A 15,342-nucleotide genomic window follows, 5' to 3' on the forward strand; every position below is an offset into this window, starting at 1 on the left:
GTGGCAGAGCTTAGAGAGTAGGCGTTTTATCTAAGGAGCCATGAATATTGCGACAAGAATGCACCTTGATTCGAGCCCTCACGGTGTTTGCGCTCGTTCTCCGGAAGAGTTCAGCATGGTCGCAGGTTCGTTTTAGCTCAAGAGCTTAACTGGCCACATTTACCGCGGCTCGCAAGGTATCGTTTATGCGCTCTTGCCAGCCCGGACCGTCAGCCTGAAAATGAGCGAGGACATCGCTGTCGATCTTCAACGATACAAGCTCCTTTGTGTTGGGGATTGCAGGCCGTTCAACAGCCGGCGCTGCGACCTTCTTTGCCGGTTTGAACAACGCCTCGGCTGCGTCTTTCGGATTGGACGGTCGTCGGGGTGTTGCCATGGTCATATCCTCTTGTGTCGTGCGCTTGAGCAGTGCAGCCGGCCAGGTTTCAAGCTGTATGTCCGACACAGCGGTGGGGGTAGCCACATGTCGTGTGGGCAGCCAAGAACGCAATACTGTTGATAAACTAGTCAGCGGCCCCGCACTCCGCAAGAGATCGCATATCGCGAAGTGAAACTCCGCTGGCTTTCTGGAGCGGCCCAACTGGTTGCAGGAAGCCCACAGAAAAATAGCCGTCATTTCATTTATGAAACGAAAGAATGAACTGGCCCCGCGACAACCGCGGAGCCAGGACAAAACTCAAATAACGGTAACGTTCTCGGCCTTAGACTTGCCGGTCTTGCGGTCCTGTCCAACGTCATACTCGACTTTCTGACCATCCTGCAGCGAACCGCCGTAACCTAAAGCCGAGATGTGGACGAAAACGTCCGGACCACCCTGGTCGGGGGTGATGAAGCCGAAGCCCTTGTCCTGCGCGAAAAATTTGACGGTACCTGTTGCCATAGTGTCCTCGTTAATTGGCTAAGTCTCAATTGTAGCGACCGAGGTCCATCGTTACAAGACGTCATAGCCTCTCGTTTTCCGCACCAGTGATACTCTTTCTGTTGCGGTGGATCCGGCTCGGTCGCATGGAAGAGGTCAAGAACCGGCCTGATCTTTTTCAGGCGGATCATTTCCTGTGAGACTTGGCAGAAATGGCGAGACAATAGTCAGCCGCAGCAGAGAAGCCGAAACGGTAGGCTGCGACATAACCAAACTCATTCATATGCTCAGGCTTCAGATCGTAGTGATCGGCGGCGGCTCTCGCCTTGTTGGCGGGGTAACGCGGAGAGCGGAAGCTCATATTTTGGGCAGTGAAGTGAACTGCATAGAATTTAATTGACAGCGCGTCGTTGTTCGCCAATATTCGAACCAATTGAGAATTGGTTTAAAAAATGGTGCAATCCTCAAATCCGCCTGACAATGCCAACTACGCGCTTGAGAAGCTGCGGGAGATGCTGCGCGCGGGGGGATTTGGTGACGATGGAAAGCTACCGACCGAGCGGGCTTTGGCTGAGCATCTTGGTGTTGGACGTCGAGCTATCCGCCGGGCTTTGGAAGTGCTTGAGGCTGAAGGCGAGGTGTGGCGACGACAGGGATCGGGCACATTTGCCGGCCCGCGTCCTGGAAATTGGTCCGGCAGTGTGGATGCCATCGTTGCCGGAACGGACTTCATGGAAATCATGGAGGTGCGGTTACGCATCGAGCCACAGCTTGCCCAGCTTGCAGCTATGCGGGCCAAGCCATCGGAAGTCGCCAGGATGCGCGACCTTGCCCGCAAGATCATAGACAGCGACGACGCAGATGCCCGGGAGTTATGGGATGGGGCATTGCACAGGCAGATCGCCCAAAGTGCGCGCAATCAGCTGTTCCTGGCGATTTTCGACATGATCAACCATGTCCGTCAGGATGAAGCCTGGCAGGCGATTCGCGAACGGGCGCGCAGCAACGGTGCAGTGGGTGTGGCCTATGCCCAGCATGACGGCATTATCGACGCCATTGCCGCTCGTGATCCCGCAAAGGCGGGCGAGGCCATGCTGCAGCATCTGCTGATGCTGCAGGAGCGATTGGTGCGTGCGACAGTAATGGATCCTATGGCCGGTGAGGCCAATGCTCTCGATTTGGTTGACTGAGTTTGGATCAAGGGTCGACGCGGCTGAAGGCTGAGCCTTCCAAAACGACGATACACAAAGCCGGCGGCATAAGCCGGCAATCGAACAAGCAGTCTTTTGGCTCAGAGGAGAACAAGTATGACCGGTATTTTTAACTGGGTGACAGCGCTTACATTCGGCGTTTTGACGGCTCTCCCGGCAGGGGCAACCGAATTGCGCATCGGGCTTCAGGATGATGCCGATGTCCTTGATCCCGCCCAGTCGCGCACTTTCGTCGGTCGCATCGTCTACACCGCGATGTGCGACAAGCTCGTTGACGTCTCGCCGGATCTGAAATTCGTGCCGCAGCTTGCAACATCCTGGGCCTGGTCCGAGGACGGGAAGGTGCTGACCATGAAGCTGCGCGACGGCGTGAAGTTTCACGATGGCACCACGATGGATGCCGCGGCGGTGGTTGCCACGATTGAGCGCAACATGACGCTGCCTGAATCGCGCCGCAAGAGCGAGTTGGCCTCGGTCGAAAAGGTCGAGGCGTCGGCGCCGCTGGAAGTGAAGTTCACGCTGAAAAAGCCGGATGTTACCTTGCTTGCGCAGCTTTCCGACAGGGCAGGCATGATCGTTTCCCCGAAGGCCGCCAAGGAACTGGGTGCCAATTTCGGCTCCAAGCCAGTGTGCGCCGGACCATTTAAATTCGTTGAGCGCGTCCAGCAGGACCGCATCGTGCTCGAGAAGTTTCAGGATTACTGGAACAAGGATCAGATCTTTATCGATAAGGTGACCTATCTGCCGATCCCCGACAGCACCGTTCGGCTCGCGAACCTTCAAGCGGGCGATCTCGATCTGATCGAGCGGGTCGCGCCGACCGATGCTCCGGCCATCAAGGCCGATGCCAAACTGGCCTATGCTGACATTGTCGGGATCGGCAACCTTTCGATCTATGTCAATGTCGGCAATGGACCGAAGGCGGACAACCCTGTCGGTAAGGACAAGCGGTTGCGGCAAGCCTTCTCGCTTGCCATCGACCGCGATGCGCTGATGCAGATCGTGTTCGAAGGCACGGCCGTCAGCGGTAATCAGCCCTTCGCACCCAGCAGTCCTTGGTATGACAAGGCCCTTCCGGTGCCCGCACGCGACGTCGAAAAAGCCAAGGCCTTGGTGAAGGCAGCGGGCTATGACCGCGTTCCGGTGGAAATGCAGATCCCCAACAGCCCTGTCGTGCAGCAGACAATGCAGATCATCCAGTCGATGGTGGCAGAAGCCGGCTTCGATGTGACGTTGAAGTCGACGGAATTTGCAACGCTGCTCGATGAGCAGACCCGTGGCAACTATCAGATGAGCCGCTCCGACTGGTCGGGTCGGGTCGATCCGGACGGCAATATCCACCAATTCCTCACATGCAAGGGTGGCCTGAACGATACCAAATACTGCAATCCTGAAGTGGATACGTTGCTGAACGAAGCGCGCGCCTCGACCGACGACAGTGTCCGCAAGCAGAAATATGATGCGGCCGCCAAGATCCTCAACGACGATTTGCCGATGATCTATATCGGCCATCAGTCCTGGATATGGGCGATGAAGAAAGGCGTCACCGGGTTCGTTGCGAACCCTGATGGCATGATCCGCCTCGTCTCCGTTAAAAAACAGGGCTAATGCCCGCCGCCGCAGGGCAATGTCCTGCGGCGCCTCTCTATCTCCAGGAGGATGGCGGAATGTCTGTCTATATCGGAAAACGCCTGCTGGTTGCGATCCCGACCCTGCTGGTCATCTCGATCTTCGTGTTTTCCTTGCAGAAACTTCTGCCGGGAGATCCCATTCTTGCCATGGCGGGAGAGGAACGCGATCCGGCCGTGCTGGAGTTGCTCAGGGAAAAATACCATCTGAACGATCCGATCCCGCTGCAATATGTGCGCTGGCTTGGCGGTGTCGCCACCGGTGATCTCGGCATTTCGCTACGCACCAATCAGCCGGTGACGGAACTGATCGCGGAGAAGCTGCCGGTGACGATCCAGCTTGCCATAATGGCGATGATCTTTGCCATCGTGATCGGCATTCCCGCAGGCATCATTGCGGCTGTCAAGAAGAACACGGCGATCGATTATATCGCCAGCATTCTGGCGCTGTCGGGTCTGTCCGTTCCAAATTTCTGGCTCGGGATCATGCTGATCCTGCTGGTTTCAGTCAAACTCGGATGGCTGCCGGCCTCTGGCTACGAGTCGTTTTTCGTCGATCCCGTCCGCTCGCTGCAGACGATGGTCATGCCGGCTTTCGTGTTGGGCAATGCGTTGGCCGCGACCCTCATGCGCCACACGCGCTCAGCGATGTTGGGCGTCTTGTCTGCGGACTATATCCGCACGGCCCGTGCCAAGGGTCTGTCGCCGAGCGAAGTCGTTCTTTCTCACAGTTTTCGCAATGCATTGCTGCCGGTGGTGACGCTGACTGCGCTGCTGTTCGGGGAACTGCTCGCCGGTGCCGTGCTGACGGAACAGATCTTCACCATTCCCGGCTTCGGCAAACTCATCGTCGATGCCGTCTTCAATCGCGACTATGCCGTCGTTCAAGGCGTTGTCATGTGTACGGCGGTGGGCTTTATTCTCATGAACCTGATTGCCGATGTCCTTTATGTGCTTCTCAATCCGCGCCTTAGGGCAAGCCTATGAGTGCGCTCGATCCATCCATTTCAGGTGTAACCGATACCAGCCAGAACAGCCGCGCCTGGCGCAAGCTAAAGGCCAGCCGCAGCGCGCTTGCGGGTCTGGTCATCATCGGCTTTTTCGTGGCGCTTGCCTTATCTGCGCCGCTTCTGCCGATACCGGATCCTGTTGCGACAAGCTGGTCGGCCATTCGCAAGGCGCCGTCTGCGGCCCATTGGTTCGGCACGGACGATCTTGGACGCGATATCCTGTCGCGGATGATTTGGGGCGCGCGGGCCTCGCTGATGGCCGGTATTTTCTCGGTCAGCCTGGCCGTCGTCATCGGCGTGCCCTTTGGCATCCTCGCCGGCTATTTCGGCGGCTGGGTGGATCTGGTGATCTCGCGGATCACGGAAGCGCTGCTCGCCATGCCGTTCCTGATCATGGCGATCGCGCTTGCCGCTTTTCTGGGGCCGAGCCTGACCAATGCGATGATCTCGATCGGCCTATCGGCCATGCCCATCTTCGTGCGGCTGACGCGCGGTCAAGTGATGGCGGTCAAGCAGGAGGATTTTGTCGAGGGCGCGCGATCCGTCGGGCTCGGGCATGTCGATATCATGGCCCGTTATATCCTGCCGAATGTGATGGCTCCGATCATCGTGCAGGCGACCTTGACTGTGGCGACGGCGATCATTGCTGAAGCCAGCCTTTCCTTCCTCGGTTTGGGGCAACAGCCACCGGCCGCCAGTTGGGGTTCCATGTTGAATGTCGCGAAGAATTTCCTGAGCCAGGCGCCCTGGATGGCCATGTGGCCCGGTGCCGCGATTTTCCTCGTCGTTATCGGATTCAATTTGCTGGGAGACGGCCTGCGCGATGCGCTGGACCCGCGAGAGCACTGATTTGCAAAGGTGAGAACCATGACTGATTTTACCACTCGTCCCGAAATCCTCGGCACTTTCGGTGTCGTTACGTCGACGCATTGGATCGCCTCTGCCGTTGGCATGAGCATTCTGGAAAAGGGCGGCAATGCCTTCGATGCCGCTGTCGCGACCGGTTTCGTGCTGCAGATCGTCGAGCCGCATCTGTGCGGTCCGGGCGGTGACATGCCAGCGGTGATTTATTCGGTAAAGAAGGACAAGGTGGAAGTTATCTGCGCCCAGGGGCCGGCACCGGCAGGCGCCACCATCGATCATTACACGGCGGAAGGGCTGAAGCTCATCCCAGGCGACGGGTTGCTGGCAACCGTCATTCCTGGTGCCTTCGACGGCTGGATGCTGATGCTGCGGGACTACGGCACCATGAGCGTGCGCGAGGTTCTGGAGCCCGCCATCTATTATGCCGAACAGGGGCATCCCGTGCTGCCGCGGGTTTCCGCGACCATCAAGGGCCTCCAGCATTTCTTCGAGACCGAATGGCCGACATCCTTCGAGACCTGGTTGCCGGGCGGCAGTGCCCCGGAACCCCATGCCAATTTCAAAAACCCTGTTTTGGCGGACACCTGGAAGCGGATCGTGTCTGAAGCGGAAGCCAAGTCGGGACGTGACGAGCAGATCGAAGCGGCCCGCGATGCCTTTTATCGTGGCTTCGTGGCGGAAGCGATCGAGCGCTACCTCAAGACGGCAGAGGTGATGGATGCGAGCGGAAGCCGCCACAAGGGTGTGCTGACCGCCGATGACATGGCCAATTGGCAGGCAACTGTCGAAGCGCCGCAGACCTATGATTATCACGACTGGACGGTGGCCAAGACCCCTGCCTGGGGCCAGGGTCCTGTGCTGCTGCAATCCTTGGCGCTGCTGAAGGGCTTCGATCTTGCTGCGATGGACCCGTCCGGCCCGGATTTCGTCCATCACGTCGTCGAGGCGATGAAACTCGCCTTCGCAGATCGGGAAGTCTACTACGGCGATCCCGAATTTGCGCAGATCCCGACGCAGTCGTTGCTGGGTGACGCCTATAACGACGAGCGCCGAAAGCTGATCGGTGCTGAGGCATCCTTCGAGCTGCGGCCGGGCGTGCTGCCGGGCTATGAACACCAGCATGCCCTGACGATGGCGATGCTCTCGGAATTTTCCGGCAAGGGTGCCGTCTATGAACCGACCATGGCGCATCTGTCGGAAAAGAAGGGCGATACTGTCCATATCGATGTGATCGACCGCTGGGGCAATATGGTGTCGACCACGCCGTCCGGCGGATGGCTGCAATCGTCACCCGTCATCCCCGGTCTCGGCTTCCCGTTGAATTCGCGTGCGCAGATGTTCTGGCTGAAGCCGGGGCTGCCGACCTCGCTGGAGCCCGGCAAGCGTCCCCGCACGACGCTCACGCCTTCGCTGGCCCTCTATCAAGGCAAACCGACACTTGCTTTCGGCACGCCGGGTGGCGATCAGCAGGATCAATGGCAGTTGCCCTTTTTCCTGCGCTATGCGCACCACGGAAAGAACCTGCAAGCCGCCATCGACATGCCGCTGTTTCACACGACGCATTTCCCCGGCTCTTTCTATCCCCGCACATCCGAGCCAGGCCATATCATGGTCGAAGCCGGATTTGGCGATGCCACCATCGCCGAGTTGCGCCGCCGTGGTCATCAGGTGACGGTTGCTGAAAACTGGAGCGTTGGTCGCCTGACCGCCGCCCGCCGTGATGCCGATGGCCTGCTGCGCGCCGCTGCCACGCCGCGCCTGATGCAGGCCTATGCCGTAGGACGCTGAGCCATGACCTGGTCGATCGTTGCGCATGACGTCAAAACCGGCCATCTGGCCGTAGCGGTTGCCAGCCGCTTTTTCGCCGTCGGCTGTGCTGTGCCGCATTTGCGCGGCCGGGTCGGCGCTATTGCCACCCAGGCTTTTGTCAGTCCGCTTTACGGGACGGACGGTCTTGCCCTGTTGAGTGAGGGGAAGGCACCGGACGAGATCATTGCCACCTTGACCGGCCGTGATGACGGCAGCCAGCAACGACAGATGCATCTGATCGATGCGCAGGGGCGCAATGCCGCCTTTACCGGAGACAAATGCATCGACTGGGCGGGCCATCTGGTCGATGATAACGTTTCCGTTGCCGGTAACATGCTGGCCGGTCCGCAGGTGATCGAAAAGACGTTGCGGGCCTATCACGATCTGGCAGAGGCGCCCTTTGCCGAGCGACTTCTCGGTGCAATGGAAGCGGGGGAGGCGGCGGGCGGCGACAAGCGCGGCAGGCAATCGGCAGCCTTGGTGATCTATCGGGATCAGGATTACCCGTGGCTTCGGATCAATGCCGATGATCACGCAGATCCGCTGCAGGAACTCTGGCGGCTCTATAGCGTGGCGCAGGAACGGTATCTGCATGTGGCCGAGACGATGCCGACGCGGCAGAACCCGCATGGCATGATCGATCGGTCGCATATCGACCGCAAAATCGCAGAACTGGAGGCCGAACGGATTGCCGCTGGCCGGCCCTCCGCATCAGACGCAACACCACCGGTGACCCCATGACAAGCAGACCGATCCTGTCCGTCAAAAATCTCACGACATCCTTTCTGGTCGACGGCCATTGGAAGCCCGTGGTGCGAAACATTTCCTTCGATGTTGCCGCCGGCGAAACCGTGGCAATCGTCGGCGAATCCGGCTCCGGCAAAAGCGTCACATCGCTGTCGATCATGCGGCTGCTGGCCGCCAATGCCAGCCGTATGGAGGGCCAGATCCTCCTCGACGGACGCGATCTCGCTGCATTGTCGGAAAAGGAGATGCGTGGCGTACGCGGCAACGACATGGCGATGATTTTCCAGGAGCCGATGACGTCGCTCAATCCGATCTTCACCATCGGCCGCCAGATTTCCGAAGTGCTGACACGCCATAAAGGCATGAACGCCGCCGAGGCGCGCAGCGAGACGGTCCGCCTTCTGGAGAAGGTCCGCATTCCCAACGCCAAAAGTCGATTCGACGACTATCCGCACCAGTTTTCCGGTGGCATGCGTCAGCGGGTGATGATCGCCATGGCGCTGGCGTCAAAGCCGAAATTGTTGATTGCTGACGAGCCGACCACGGCCCTTGATGTTACGATCCAGGGCCAGATCCTCGACCTGATCAAGGTGCTGCAGCAAGAAGAGGGCATGTCCGTCCTGTTCATCACCCATGACATGGGCGTGGTTGCCGAGATTTCCAACCGCACAATCGTGATGTTGCGGGGCGAAGCCGTGGAAACCGGGGCAACGGAAGCAATTTTCAATCGCGGTCAGCACCCTTATACGCGCGCGCTGTTGTCGGCGGTGCCAAAACTAGGGTCTATGGCAGGCCGCCGGCTGCCAATGCGCTTTCCCACCGTGGATATTGCGACGGGTGTTTCCGTCGAGCCATCCGAAGAGCGGGATACGGTCGCAAAAAAGGGGCCGATCCTCGAGGTGAAAAACCTGGTGACGCGCTTTGCGATCCGCTCCGGGCTGTTCAGCCGGCAGACGGGCGCCGTCCACGCGGTCGAAAATGTGTCTTTCGATCTGCGCGCAGGCGAGACGCTGGCGCTGGTCGGAGAGTCCGGCTGCGGCAAGTCCACCACCGGCCGCTCCATTATGCGGCTGATAGAGCCGATGGCCGGTCAGGTGATGCTTGACGGTTACGACGTGCGCAGCCTGAGGGGGGCGGATCTCAGGCGGATGCGCAAGAGCATCCAGATGATCTTCCAGGACCCGTTCTCAAGCCTCAATCCGCGCATGACTGTTGGTGCGGCGGTGGCGGAGCCTTTCATCAAGCATAAGCTTGGGACGCGCCAACAGGCACGTGAAAAGGCCGCAGACCTGCTTGAGCGCGTCGGACTGTCCAGCGCGATGATGAACCGCTATCCGCATGAGTTTTCGGGCGGGCAGCGCCAGCGTATCGCGATTGCCAGGGCGCTCTCGCTCGATCCGAAAGTCATTGTCGCCGATGAAAGCGTTTCAGCCCTTGATGTGTCGATCAAGGCGCAGGTCTGCAATCTTTTGCTCGACCTGCAGGAAAGTCTCGATCTCGCCTTCCTGTTCATCAGCCACGACATGGCAGTGGTGGAGCGGGTCAGCCACCGTGTTGCGGTTATGTATCTCGGCGAAATCGTCGAGATCGGACCTCGCGCATCGGTTTTCGAGAACCCGCAGCATCCCTATACAAAAAAGCTGATCGCTGCCGTGCCGGTTCCCGATCCGGCGCGTCGCGGTGTTCGCCGGGGAATTTCCAACGACGAATTGAAAAGTCCTGTCAGACCGGTCGGTTACACAGTACCTGACCGCTCGTATCGTGAGGTATCAGCCGGCCACCTCGTGCAGATGGCTGATAGCGGTTTATAAAACGCGCGGTCGGCGCAACGTTTTTCGCCTGCGGGATGTGCCTTCAGCAACGGACGATCGCATCCGAGGCCGGCGGCAGTTGTTTCTTCAGTTCGATCGTTATTTCGTCTTCAATCCCGCAAGCTTCTCCGATCGCTGTCCAGTCGAGATGTCCGTTCAGGATCGGCGGCTAACTTCTCTCTGGAGGTGGTGTGTCTGATCTCTTTGCCCTGCTCCTTGGCATGTGCGGCGTCTTGTTCCAGAAGAATGGTTTCGTTTTGAGCTCGATCATTGCATTCCAGGCGGCAACCGATGTCATCAGCCAATAAATCGGAATGAATAGATAGCGGCGGCCGATGCGGCGGCGTTCGAATTCGGTCATTGCTGCTCGGCCAAGAGCAAGGAAGATCAGATAGCTGCCGAGGATATTGACGAAATCAATCCAGAACATCGCGAGATCGCGGATCGGGATGCCTCCGATGGGCGGCTCGATCATGTTGGCCAGCGTGACGCCTAAGAACAGCAACAGGGCAGGGTGGCTGAGCGATGACAGGAGCATACCGCCGATCATCAGGTGAAAGACGGCGAAGGCGATCGGGCCCATTTCTGCCACGGCTCGACGCGGCGTGCGCATCACGATCAGCCAGGTCTGCAGCCAACCCTTGAACCAGCGACTGCGCTGTCCCAGCCAGATTCGGCCGTTGACGGGGGCATCCTCCAACGTATGCAGCGTTATGGTCTCGCAGCGATAGCCGGCTCGAAATAACCGCAGGCCGAGATCGGCGTCTTCCGTGACATTATAGGGATCCCACGCTCCGACATCCTTCAGGGCTTCGGTCCGGAAATGATTGGATGTCCCACCCAGTGGCAGCGGCAGGCGGTGCAGGGCCAACATCGGTAATATTCCGCGAAATAGCGCCGCATATTCCAGTGCAAACAGCCCGCTGATCCAGGATTCATCGCCATTGGCGATGATCAGCGGCGCCTGTAGGCACGCAACCTCAGGAGCGCTGGCCAGAAAATGGGCATAGGCCTGCTTGAGTTGAGCGGGATGGGGCCGGTCCTCGGCGTCGTAGAGCACGAGAAAATCGCCGCGGGCGCCGGATAGTGCGTAGGTCAGCGCCTTTGGTTTGGTCCGGGGTCCGACCGGTGGCGTCGCGATAACTTCGATATGGGCGGGCAGCGTCATCGACGCCAGCGCGCCCAGCGTCTCCAGATCGTCCGCTTCGCAGACCAGCTTGATATCCAGCCGAGCCGCCGGCCAGTCCAGCCTTTGCAGGCTCTCGATCAGTTGTGGGACCATGGCGCTTTCGCGGTAGAGCGCCACGAGAACCGTATAGACCGGCAGTTGCGCCGTCGCCGGCAAGAAGACCTGCTGCGCGAGGCCCGTGACCCGGTAGGCGAGAGTGACGGCGCGAAAGGCGAGCATCCATAGATAAAGCAACGAGGTCAGGATGTGGACGACAGCCAGCGCACCCGATCCGAAGATGGCGAGGCCCGTGATGGCTGCTGTGAGCAGCGAACCTAGCCAGAAGCCCTGCCGGCCGGTCAGAACCATGCGGGCGGAAGACAGCGGTGCGGTCTCGAAGAGATGATTGGTTGTCTTTTCCACTCGCTGCAAGCTGCCCGCCTGCCAGACCGCTCCAGCCAAAGCGCGTGGCGTGGTCACCGCAAGCGAAGCTCTCAGGTCTGGCGCTTCGGTCACCCGTTTGTGCAGGGCGTCGATATGGCGGGCTTCCGGCACAATGACGGTGATCGGTGGACGGACCTTGTCATGCAACCGCAGCAGGCTTGGCCGGATCAACTGGCTGTCCATATGGTCGGAATAGAGAACCTGATCGATCGGCAGGGTCGCCAAGAATGGCAGTCCCAGATAACCGGCGAGCGCGCAGTAATAATCCTGCGCTTCCATACTTCCCGAGACCAACAATTCCTGCTCCATCGTGGAGCCATTCTCGATCGCTTGGCGCAACAATCTTGCGAGCAACGGCCTCTCCAGGCCAATCCCTCTCAGCACCTGCAATTCCTGACCGAAGCGAGTGCGGATGTCAGGAAAAGCCACCGCCGTCACAGAACCGCGCAAACGCTGCTGGCTCGATGCAGAGAAAAGCCCGGAATGGGATGAAAACGGCAAGGCGCGTTTCCATGGCGCAATTCCTTTGCTAAACAATGGCACGACCCCACGCCCTATCCCTGCCCGAAAGAGATGATAATGCGCCGGTTGAAAGTTGCATCCCTGAAAACCAAGGGGCGAACCATGGCAATTGCGCGGTGGGCAGCGCTCTGCCTCTCAAGTCTGTTGATTTCACTGCCTGTTGCGCGAGCGGAAGAAACGGTATCAGGCACGCCGCCCATTCTGTTTGACGTGCGGGCCAGGCTGCCGAAGCCGGATCTATCGGTTTTGCTGCGGCTGCGGTTTCTGACGACGGTTGATTTTCCGCCCTTCAGCTTTCTGGATCAGACTGGACATTTGACCGGTTATAATATCGATCTGGTGCGGGAGATCTGCCGGGAGCTGGACGTCGAGGCCAAATGCGAAGTCCAGTCTGTACCGTTCTCCGACATCGAAATCGCGCTGCTCAGCAAGCATGGTGATGCTGCGGTGGCGGGCATGGCCGTGACGGCGGGGCTGCGCCGCGATTTTGCGTTTTCACGACCCTACCTGATGCTACCGGCCCGTTTTGTCGTGGCGCGCGGCAGCGCTTCGGGTACGCCCGCGATGCTTTCTGGCAAACAGGTCGGCGTTGTCGCCGGCTCGGCACAGGAGGCGATGCTGAAAGCGTTTTTCCCGGCCACTGTTGCGGTTCCGGTCGCCAATCAGGCGGACTTGATGGAGGCATTGAAGCAGAAAAAACTCGCAGCCGTGTTCGCCGATTCCCTGCAATCATCCTTCTGGCTGGCGAGCCCAGCCTCTAGCCAGTGCTGCGCCTATCTCGGCAGCCCTTATTTTTCTCAAGGGTTCCTGGGGGAGGGAATGACCATCATGGTGCGCAAGGAAGACGGCTTCCTAAGCGCCGCCTTCGACTATGCTCTTGTGTCTCTGTCGCGAAAGGGGCGGCTGGACGAACTCGCCCGCCGCTATTTCCCGGAAGGCTTTTATTGAGAGCTAGAGCATTCCAGGGAAAGTGGAAACCGCCTTTCCGCACGGAAATGCTCTAGAAGACAAGGCTTAAGCCTTGCGATAGCGGGCAATCGCGCTGCGTTCGATGGCAGCGCAAGTTAGCTTGTCGAGGCCGAGGCGGTCGCGCAGCAATTGCAGCAGGCGGATTTCCTCCGGTCGCACAGTATGATCGACGGCTGCGACTTCGACGGCCAGCGCATAGGCGGTGTCGTAAAGCCGCTCAGGCAGGGCATCGCGGATCGTTTCGAGCGTGATGTCGAGGCCTTCCGGCCCCGCCAGAATGGTGGCGCAGCGCCTTGCAACGTCGAGCACGGCACCTTCATCGAAGCCGGCAAAAACGGGCGTATTGGAAACGAGATTGCCGATCCGCTCCAATTCCCGGTCATCCATGGCATTGTCGACCGCCGACGTCATCACCATCGCGAAAATCATCGCATCCTGCACGGTCACCTTGGAGGTCATGGATGTAGTGTTCCTGTCATCGTCTTCGAGTGGATCGGTTCTCAGTTCCGGCTAAGCCGCCGCGCGCCATGAAGAATGGCGATTGCCGCAGGCGGTTTCAAGAGGCGTCAATGTCGCCGCAGACTGCCTAAAGAGGATTAAGTCTATGGGAAATATTCCTACTGGCTGACCCAGATAATCCGGGCGATCCATTCGACATCCTGCATGTCGAGCACCCGATTGGGGTGGTCCGCGTTGATGGATATCAGGTCGACCGACCGTGCCGTCTGGCGGCCAAGGACCTTGGCCATGACCTCGCCGTTGCAGGTCTTGACGACCACCCGGTCGCCACGGCGCACGGCCGCACCAGGCTCGACAATCAGGATGTCGCCGTCGCGGTAGAGCGGCTTCATGCTGTCGCCCTGAACTTCCAGAGCATAGACGCCCGGCTTGGCCGCCGTTGGAAAATCCACAAGATCCCAGCCCTGGCCGGCAGGAAAACCGCCGTCGTCGAAAAAGCCGCCGGACCCGGCCTGCGCCAGGCCTAGCAATGGGATAGCTCCAATTTGTGGTGGGAAATTACCCTCCGGCACCACGTCGCTGCGATTGTCGTTGCTGATCAGCGTCACGAACTGGTCGATCCTCGCCCCAGTTGCTTCCAGAACCTTGGCGATGGATTCCGTCGAGGGCCAACGCATCCGACCATCCGGGCCGACACGCTTGGACTTGTTGAAGGATGTGGGGTCCAACCCCGCTTTTCGCGCCAGTCCCGATGGCGTCAGATGATACTGTTCGGCCAGTCGGTCAATCGCATTCCAGATCGTCTCATGTGAAAGCATATCCCGCCAACCCCGGCAATTATAAAGCCGTGGCACACGGCTTAGACCCCCGCCATATATCGAACAGAAGAGGTCGAGAGTAAAGATGAAAGAGGAATAAAGTCCTCTATTTTTGATATTCGTCGCGGATATTCGCCACGCTTTCCCTGTCCCTATCGTCACATCCCTGATTTTTAGGAGGGGAAATTTGTAGCCCTGCTGGTGGCATGCTGCCCAAGCCAGATCAAGGCACAGGGCACCGCATGCCGATCAGCAAGCCGTTGCTCGTATGGAAATGGTCAGGCGACCATGGCCATGTTGAGCCGTCCGAGCTGAATGACCGCCTGAGTACGGCTATCGACCTTCAACTTGAGCAGGATGGCGGAGACATGCGCCTTGATCGTCGCTTCCGAAACGCCGAGTTCGTAGGCGATCTGTTTGTTCAGCAGACCTTCGCAGAGCATGCCCAATACCCGGTTTTGCTGCGGGGTGAGCGTGCGCAGCCGCGCCATGATATCGGCCAGTTCAGGATCCTGCTCCTGCTGCTCTATATAGGACGAAGGCGTGAAGATGTCGCCGCTCAGCACGGTCTGGATCGCCAGCCTGATATCCTCGATGCCCGACGATTTCGAAATGAAGCCGGATGCGCCGAGTTCCAGCGCGCGCCGGATGGTGGCGCAATCGTCCGTGGCCGAGCAAATGATGATCGGTAGGCTGGAAAATTCTGCCCGCAGTGCCATCAGTCCGGAAAAGCCGCTGGCGCCGGGCAAGGCGAGGTCGAGCAGAAGCACATCGGCATCCGGATGCTCAGCCGCTGCCTGGCGTGCCGCTTCGAAATCTCCCGCCTCGACGATATCCTGCTTGCCGTCCATGCCGCTTACGGCTTGCCGCAGCGCGCCGCGAAACAAGGGATGATCGTCCACGATAATGATTGTTTGCTCAGCCATCGTCTGCCCCCTCCCAAGAGCTTTCGTTGTGCAGCAGTTCCCGCATCTGCGATGCCGGGTCTTTGTTATTAACGGTTGTCGTGCCTCCTGCGCAAGC

At 59.1% G+C, this 15,342-nt stretch carries 15 protein-coding genes; 8 read left to right on the forward strand and 7 right to left on the reverse strand.

Annotated features, from left to right (window positions below):
• Nucleotides 1-145: 145 nt before the first annotated feature.
• From BJF91_RS07030 to BJF91_RS07040, 3 genes are all read right to left on the reverse strand, one after another.
• On the reverse strand, nt 146-376 hold the full coding sequence (locus BJF91_RS07030) for a BrnA antitoxin family protein (protein ID WP_075613847.1): 231 nt from the start codon (nt 374-376) through the stop codon (nt 146-148).
• A gap of 300 nt (nt 377-676) precedes the next feature.
• A complete protein-coding gene (locus BJF91_RS07035; RefSeq protein WP_075613756.1) occupies nt 677-880 on the reverse strand; it encodes a cold-shock protein in 204 nt (67 codons plus the stop codon).
• 166 nt (nt 881-1,046) lie between these two features.
• Nucleotides 1,047-1,280, reverse strand: a complete 234-nt coding sequence (locus BJF91_RS07040) for a hypothetical protein (RefSeq protein WP_139310608.1) — start codon at nt 1,278-1,280, stop codon at nt 1,047-1,049.
• A gap of 31 nt (nt 1,281-1,311) precedes the next feature.
• Between BJF91_RS07040 and BJF91_RS07045 the strand changes: the two genes are divergently transcribed.
• The 7 genes from BJF91_RS07045 to BJF91_RS07075 all read left to right on the forward strand — a co-directional run bounded on the left by BJF91_RS07045 (nt 1,312) and on the right by BJF91_RS07075 (nt 9,939).
• On the forward strand, nt 1,312-2,049 hold the full coding sequence (locus BJF91_RS07045; protein WP_075613758.1) for a FadR/GntR family transcriptional regulator: 738 nt from the start codon (nt 1,312-1,314) through the stop codon (nt 2,047-2,049).
• Nucleotides 2,050-2,166: 117 nt separating this feature from the next.
• Nucleotides 2,167-3,678, forward strand: a complete 1,512-nt coding sequence (locus BJF91_RS07050) for an ABC transporter substrate-binding protein (protein ID WP_075613759.1) — start codon at nt 2,167-2,169, stop codon at nt 3,676-3,678.
• A gap of 59 nt (nt 3,679-3,737) precedes the next feature.
• Nucleotides 3,738-4,685: an ABC transporter permease gene (locus BJF91_RS07055; RefSeq protein ID WP_075613760.1), complete on the forward strand. Its 948-nt coding sequence runs from the start codon at nt 3,738-3,740 to the stop codon at nt 4,683-4,685.
• Nucleotides 4,682-5,557, forward strand: a complete 876-nt coding sequence (locus BJF91_RS07060) for an ABC transporter permease (protein ID WP_075613761.1) — start codon at nt 4,682-4,684, stop codon at nt 5,555-5,557. Before BJF91_RS07055 ends, BJF91_RS07060 begins: the two co-directional genes overlap by 4 nt.
• 18 nt (nt 5,558-5,575) lie before the next feature.
• Complete coding sequence (locus BJF91_RS07065; RefSeq protein WP_075613762.1) at nt 5,576-7,360, forward strand: gamma-glutamyltransferase family protein; 1,785 nt, start codon at nt 5,576-5,578, stop codon at nt 7,358-7,360.
• Between the two features lie 3 nt (nt 7,361-7,363).
• Entirely contained in the window at nt 7,364-8,122 is a 759-nt protein-coding gene (locus BJF91_RS07070) for a DUF1028 domain-containing protein (protein ID WP_075613763.1), read from the forward strand.
• On the forward strand, nt 8,119-9,939 hold the full coding sequence (locus BJF91_RS07075) for an ABC transporter ATP-binding protein (protein ID WP_075613764.1): 1,821 nt from the start codon (nt 8,119-8,121) through the stop codon (nt 9,937-9,939). The genes BJF91_RS07070 and BJF91_RS07075 overlap by 4 nt, the downstream gene beginning before the upstream one ends.
• A 169-nt stretch (nt 9,940-10,108) precedes the next feature.
• Here BJF91_RS07075 and BJF91_RS07080 read toward each other — a convergent pair whose 3' ends face one another.
• The gene (locus BJF91_RS07080) at nt 10,109-12,052 is read right to left on the reverse strand and encodes a glycosyltransferase family 2 protein (protein WP_234801564.1); all 1,944 of its coding nucleotides are present in this window, start codon (nt 12,050-12,052) and stop codon (nt 10,109-10,111) included.
• A 78-nt stretch (nt 12,053-12,130) separates the two neighbouring features.
• On the opposite strand from BJF91_RS07080, the gene BJF91_RS07085 reads away from it, so the two are divergent.
• On the forward strand, nt 12,131-13,021 hold the full coding sequence (locus BJF91_RS07085) for a transporter substrate-binding domain-containing protein (protein WP_075613766.1): 891 nt from the start codon (nt 12,131-12,133) through the stop codon (nt 13,019-13,021).
• Between the two features lie 66 nt (nt 13,022-13,087).
• Here BJF91_RS07085 and BJF91_RS07090 read toward each other — a convergent pair whose 3' ends face one another.
• The 3 genes from BJF91_RS07090 to BJF91_RS07100 all read right to left on the reverse strand — a co-directional run bounded on the left by BJF91_RS07090 (nt 13,088) and on the right by BJF91_RS07100 (nt 15,245).
• Nucleotides 13,088-13,501: a tellurite resistance TerB family protein gene (locus tag BJF91_RS07090; RefSeq protein WP_075613767.1), complete on the reverse strand. Its 414-nt coding sequence runs from the start codon at nt 13,499-13,501 to the stop codon at nt 13,088-13,090.
• Between the two features lie 158 nt (nt 13,502-13,659).
• Complete coding sequence (locus tag BJF91_RS07095) at nt 13,660-14,319, reverse strand: S24 family peptidase (RefSeq protein ID WP_075613768.1); 660 nt, start codon at nt 14,317-14,319, stop codon at nt 13,660-13,662.
• Nucleotides 14,320-14,597: 278 nt separating this feature from the next.
• Nucleotides 14,598-15,245: a response regulator gene (locus BJF91_RS07100; protein ID WP_075613769.1), complete on the reverse strand. Its 648-nt coding sequence runs from the start codon at nt 15,243-15,245 to the stop codon at nt 14,598-14,600.
• Nucleotides 15,246-15,342: the final 97 nt, after the last annotated feature.

The sequence above is a fragment of the Gillisella taibaishanensis genome, assembly GCF_001938985.1.
Lineage (GTDB): Bacteria > Pseudomonadota > Alphaproteobacteria > Rhizobiales > Rhizobiaceae > Allorhizobium > Allorhizobium taibaishanense.

Bases quoted from the DNA above. Each gene is read 5' to 3' on its own strand.
- BJF91_RS07055 (WP_075613760.1), top strand. From the start codon at position 3,738: ATGTCTGTCTATATCGGAAAACGCCTGCTGGTTGCGATCCCGACCCTG.
- BJF91_RS07035 (WP_075613756.1), bottom strand. From the start codon at position 880: ATGGCAACAGGTACCGTCAAATTTTTCGCGCAGGACAAGGGCTTCGGC.
- BJF91_RS07100 (WP_075613769.1), bottom strand. From the start codon at position 15,245: ATGGCTGAGCAAACAATCATTATCGTGGACGATCATCCCTTGTTTCGC.
- BJF91_RS07075 (WP_075613764.1), top strand. From the start codon at position 8,119: ATGACAAGCAGACCGATCCTGTCCGTCAAAAATCTCACGACATCCTTT.
- BJF91_RS07030 (WP_075613847.1), bottom strand. From the start codon at position 376: ATGGCAACACCCCGACGACCGTCCAATCCGAAAGACGCAGCCGAGGCG.
- BJF91_RS07070 (WP_075613763.1), top strand. From the start codon at position 7,364: ATGACCTGGTCGATCGTTGCGCATGACGTCAAAACCGGCCATCTGGCC.
- BJF91_RS07090 (WP_075613767.1), bottom strand. From the start codon at position 13,501: ATGACCTCCAAGGTGACCGTGCAGGATGCGATGATTTTCGCGATGGTG.
- BJF91_RS07060 (WP_075613761.1), top strand. From the start codon at position 4,682: ATGAGTGCGCTCGATCCATCCATTTCAGGTGTAACCGATACCAGCCAG.
- BJF91_RS07095 (WP_075613768.1), bottom strand. From the start codon at position 14,319: ATGCTTTCACATGAGACGATCTGGAATGCGATTGACCGACTGGCCGAA.
- BJF91_RS07085 (WP_075613766.1), top strand. From the start codon at position 12,131: ATGCGCCGGTTGAAAGTTGCATCCCTGAAAACCAAGGGGCGAACCATG.
- BJF91_RS07065 (WP_075613762.1), top strand. From the start codon at position 5,576: ATGACTGATTTTACCACTCGTCCCGAAATCCTCGGCACTTTCGGTGTC.
- BJF91_RS07050 (WP_075613759.1), top strand. From the start codon at position 2,167: ATGACCGGTATTTTTAACTGGGTGACAGCGCTTACATTCGGCGTTTTG.
- BJF91_RS07045 (WP_075613758.1), top strand. From the start codon at position 1,312: ATGGTGCAATCCTCAAATCCGCCTGACAATGCCAACTACGCGCTTGAG.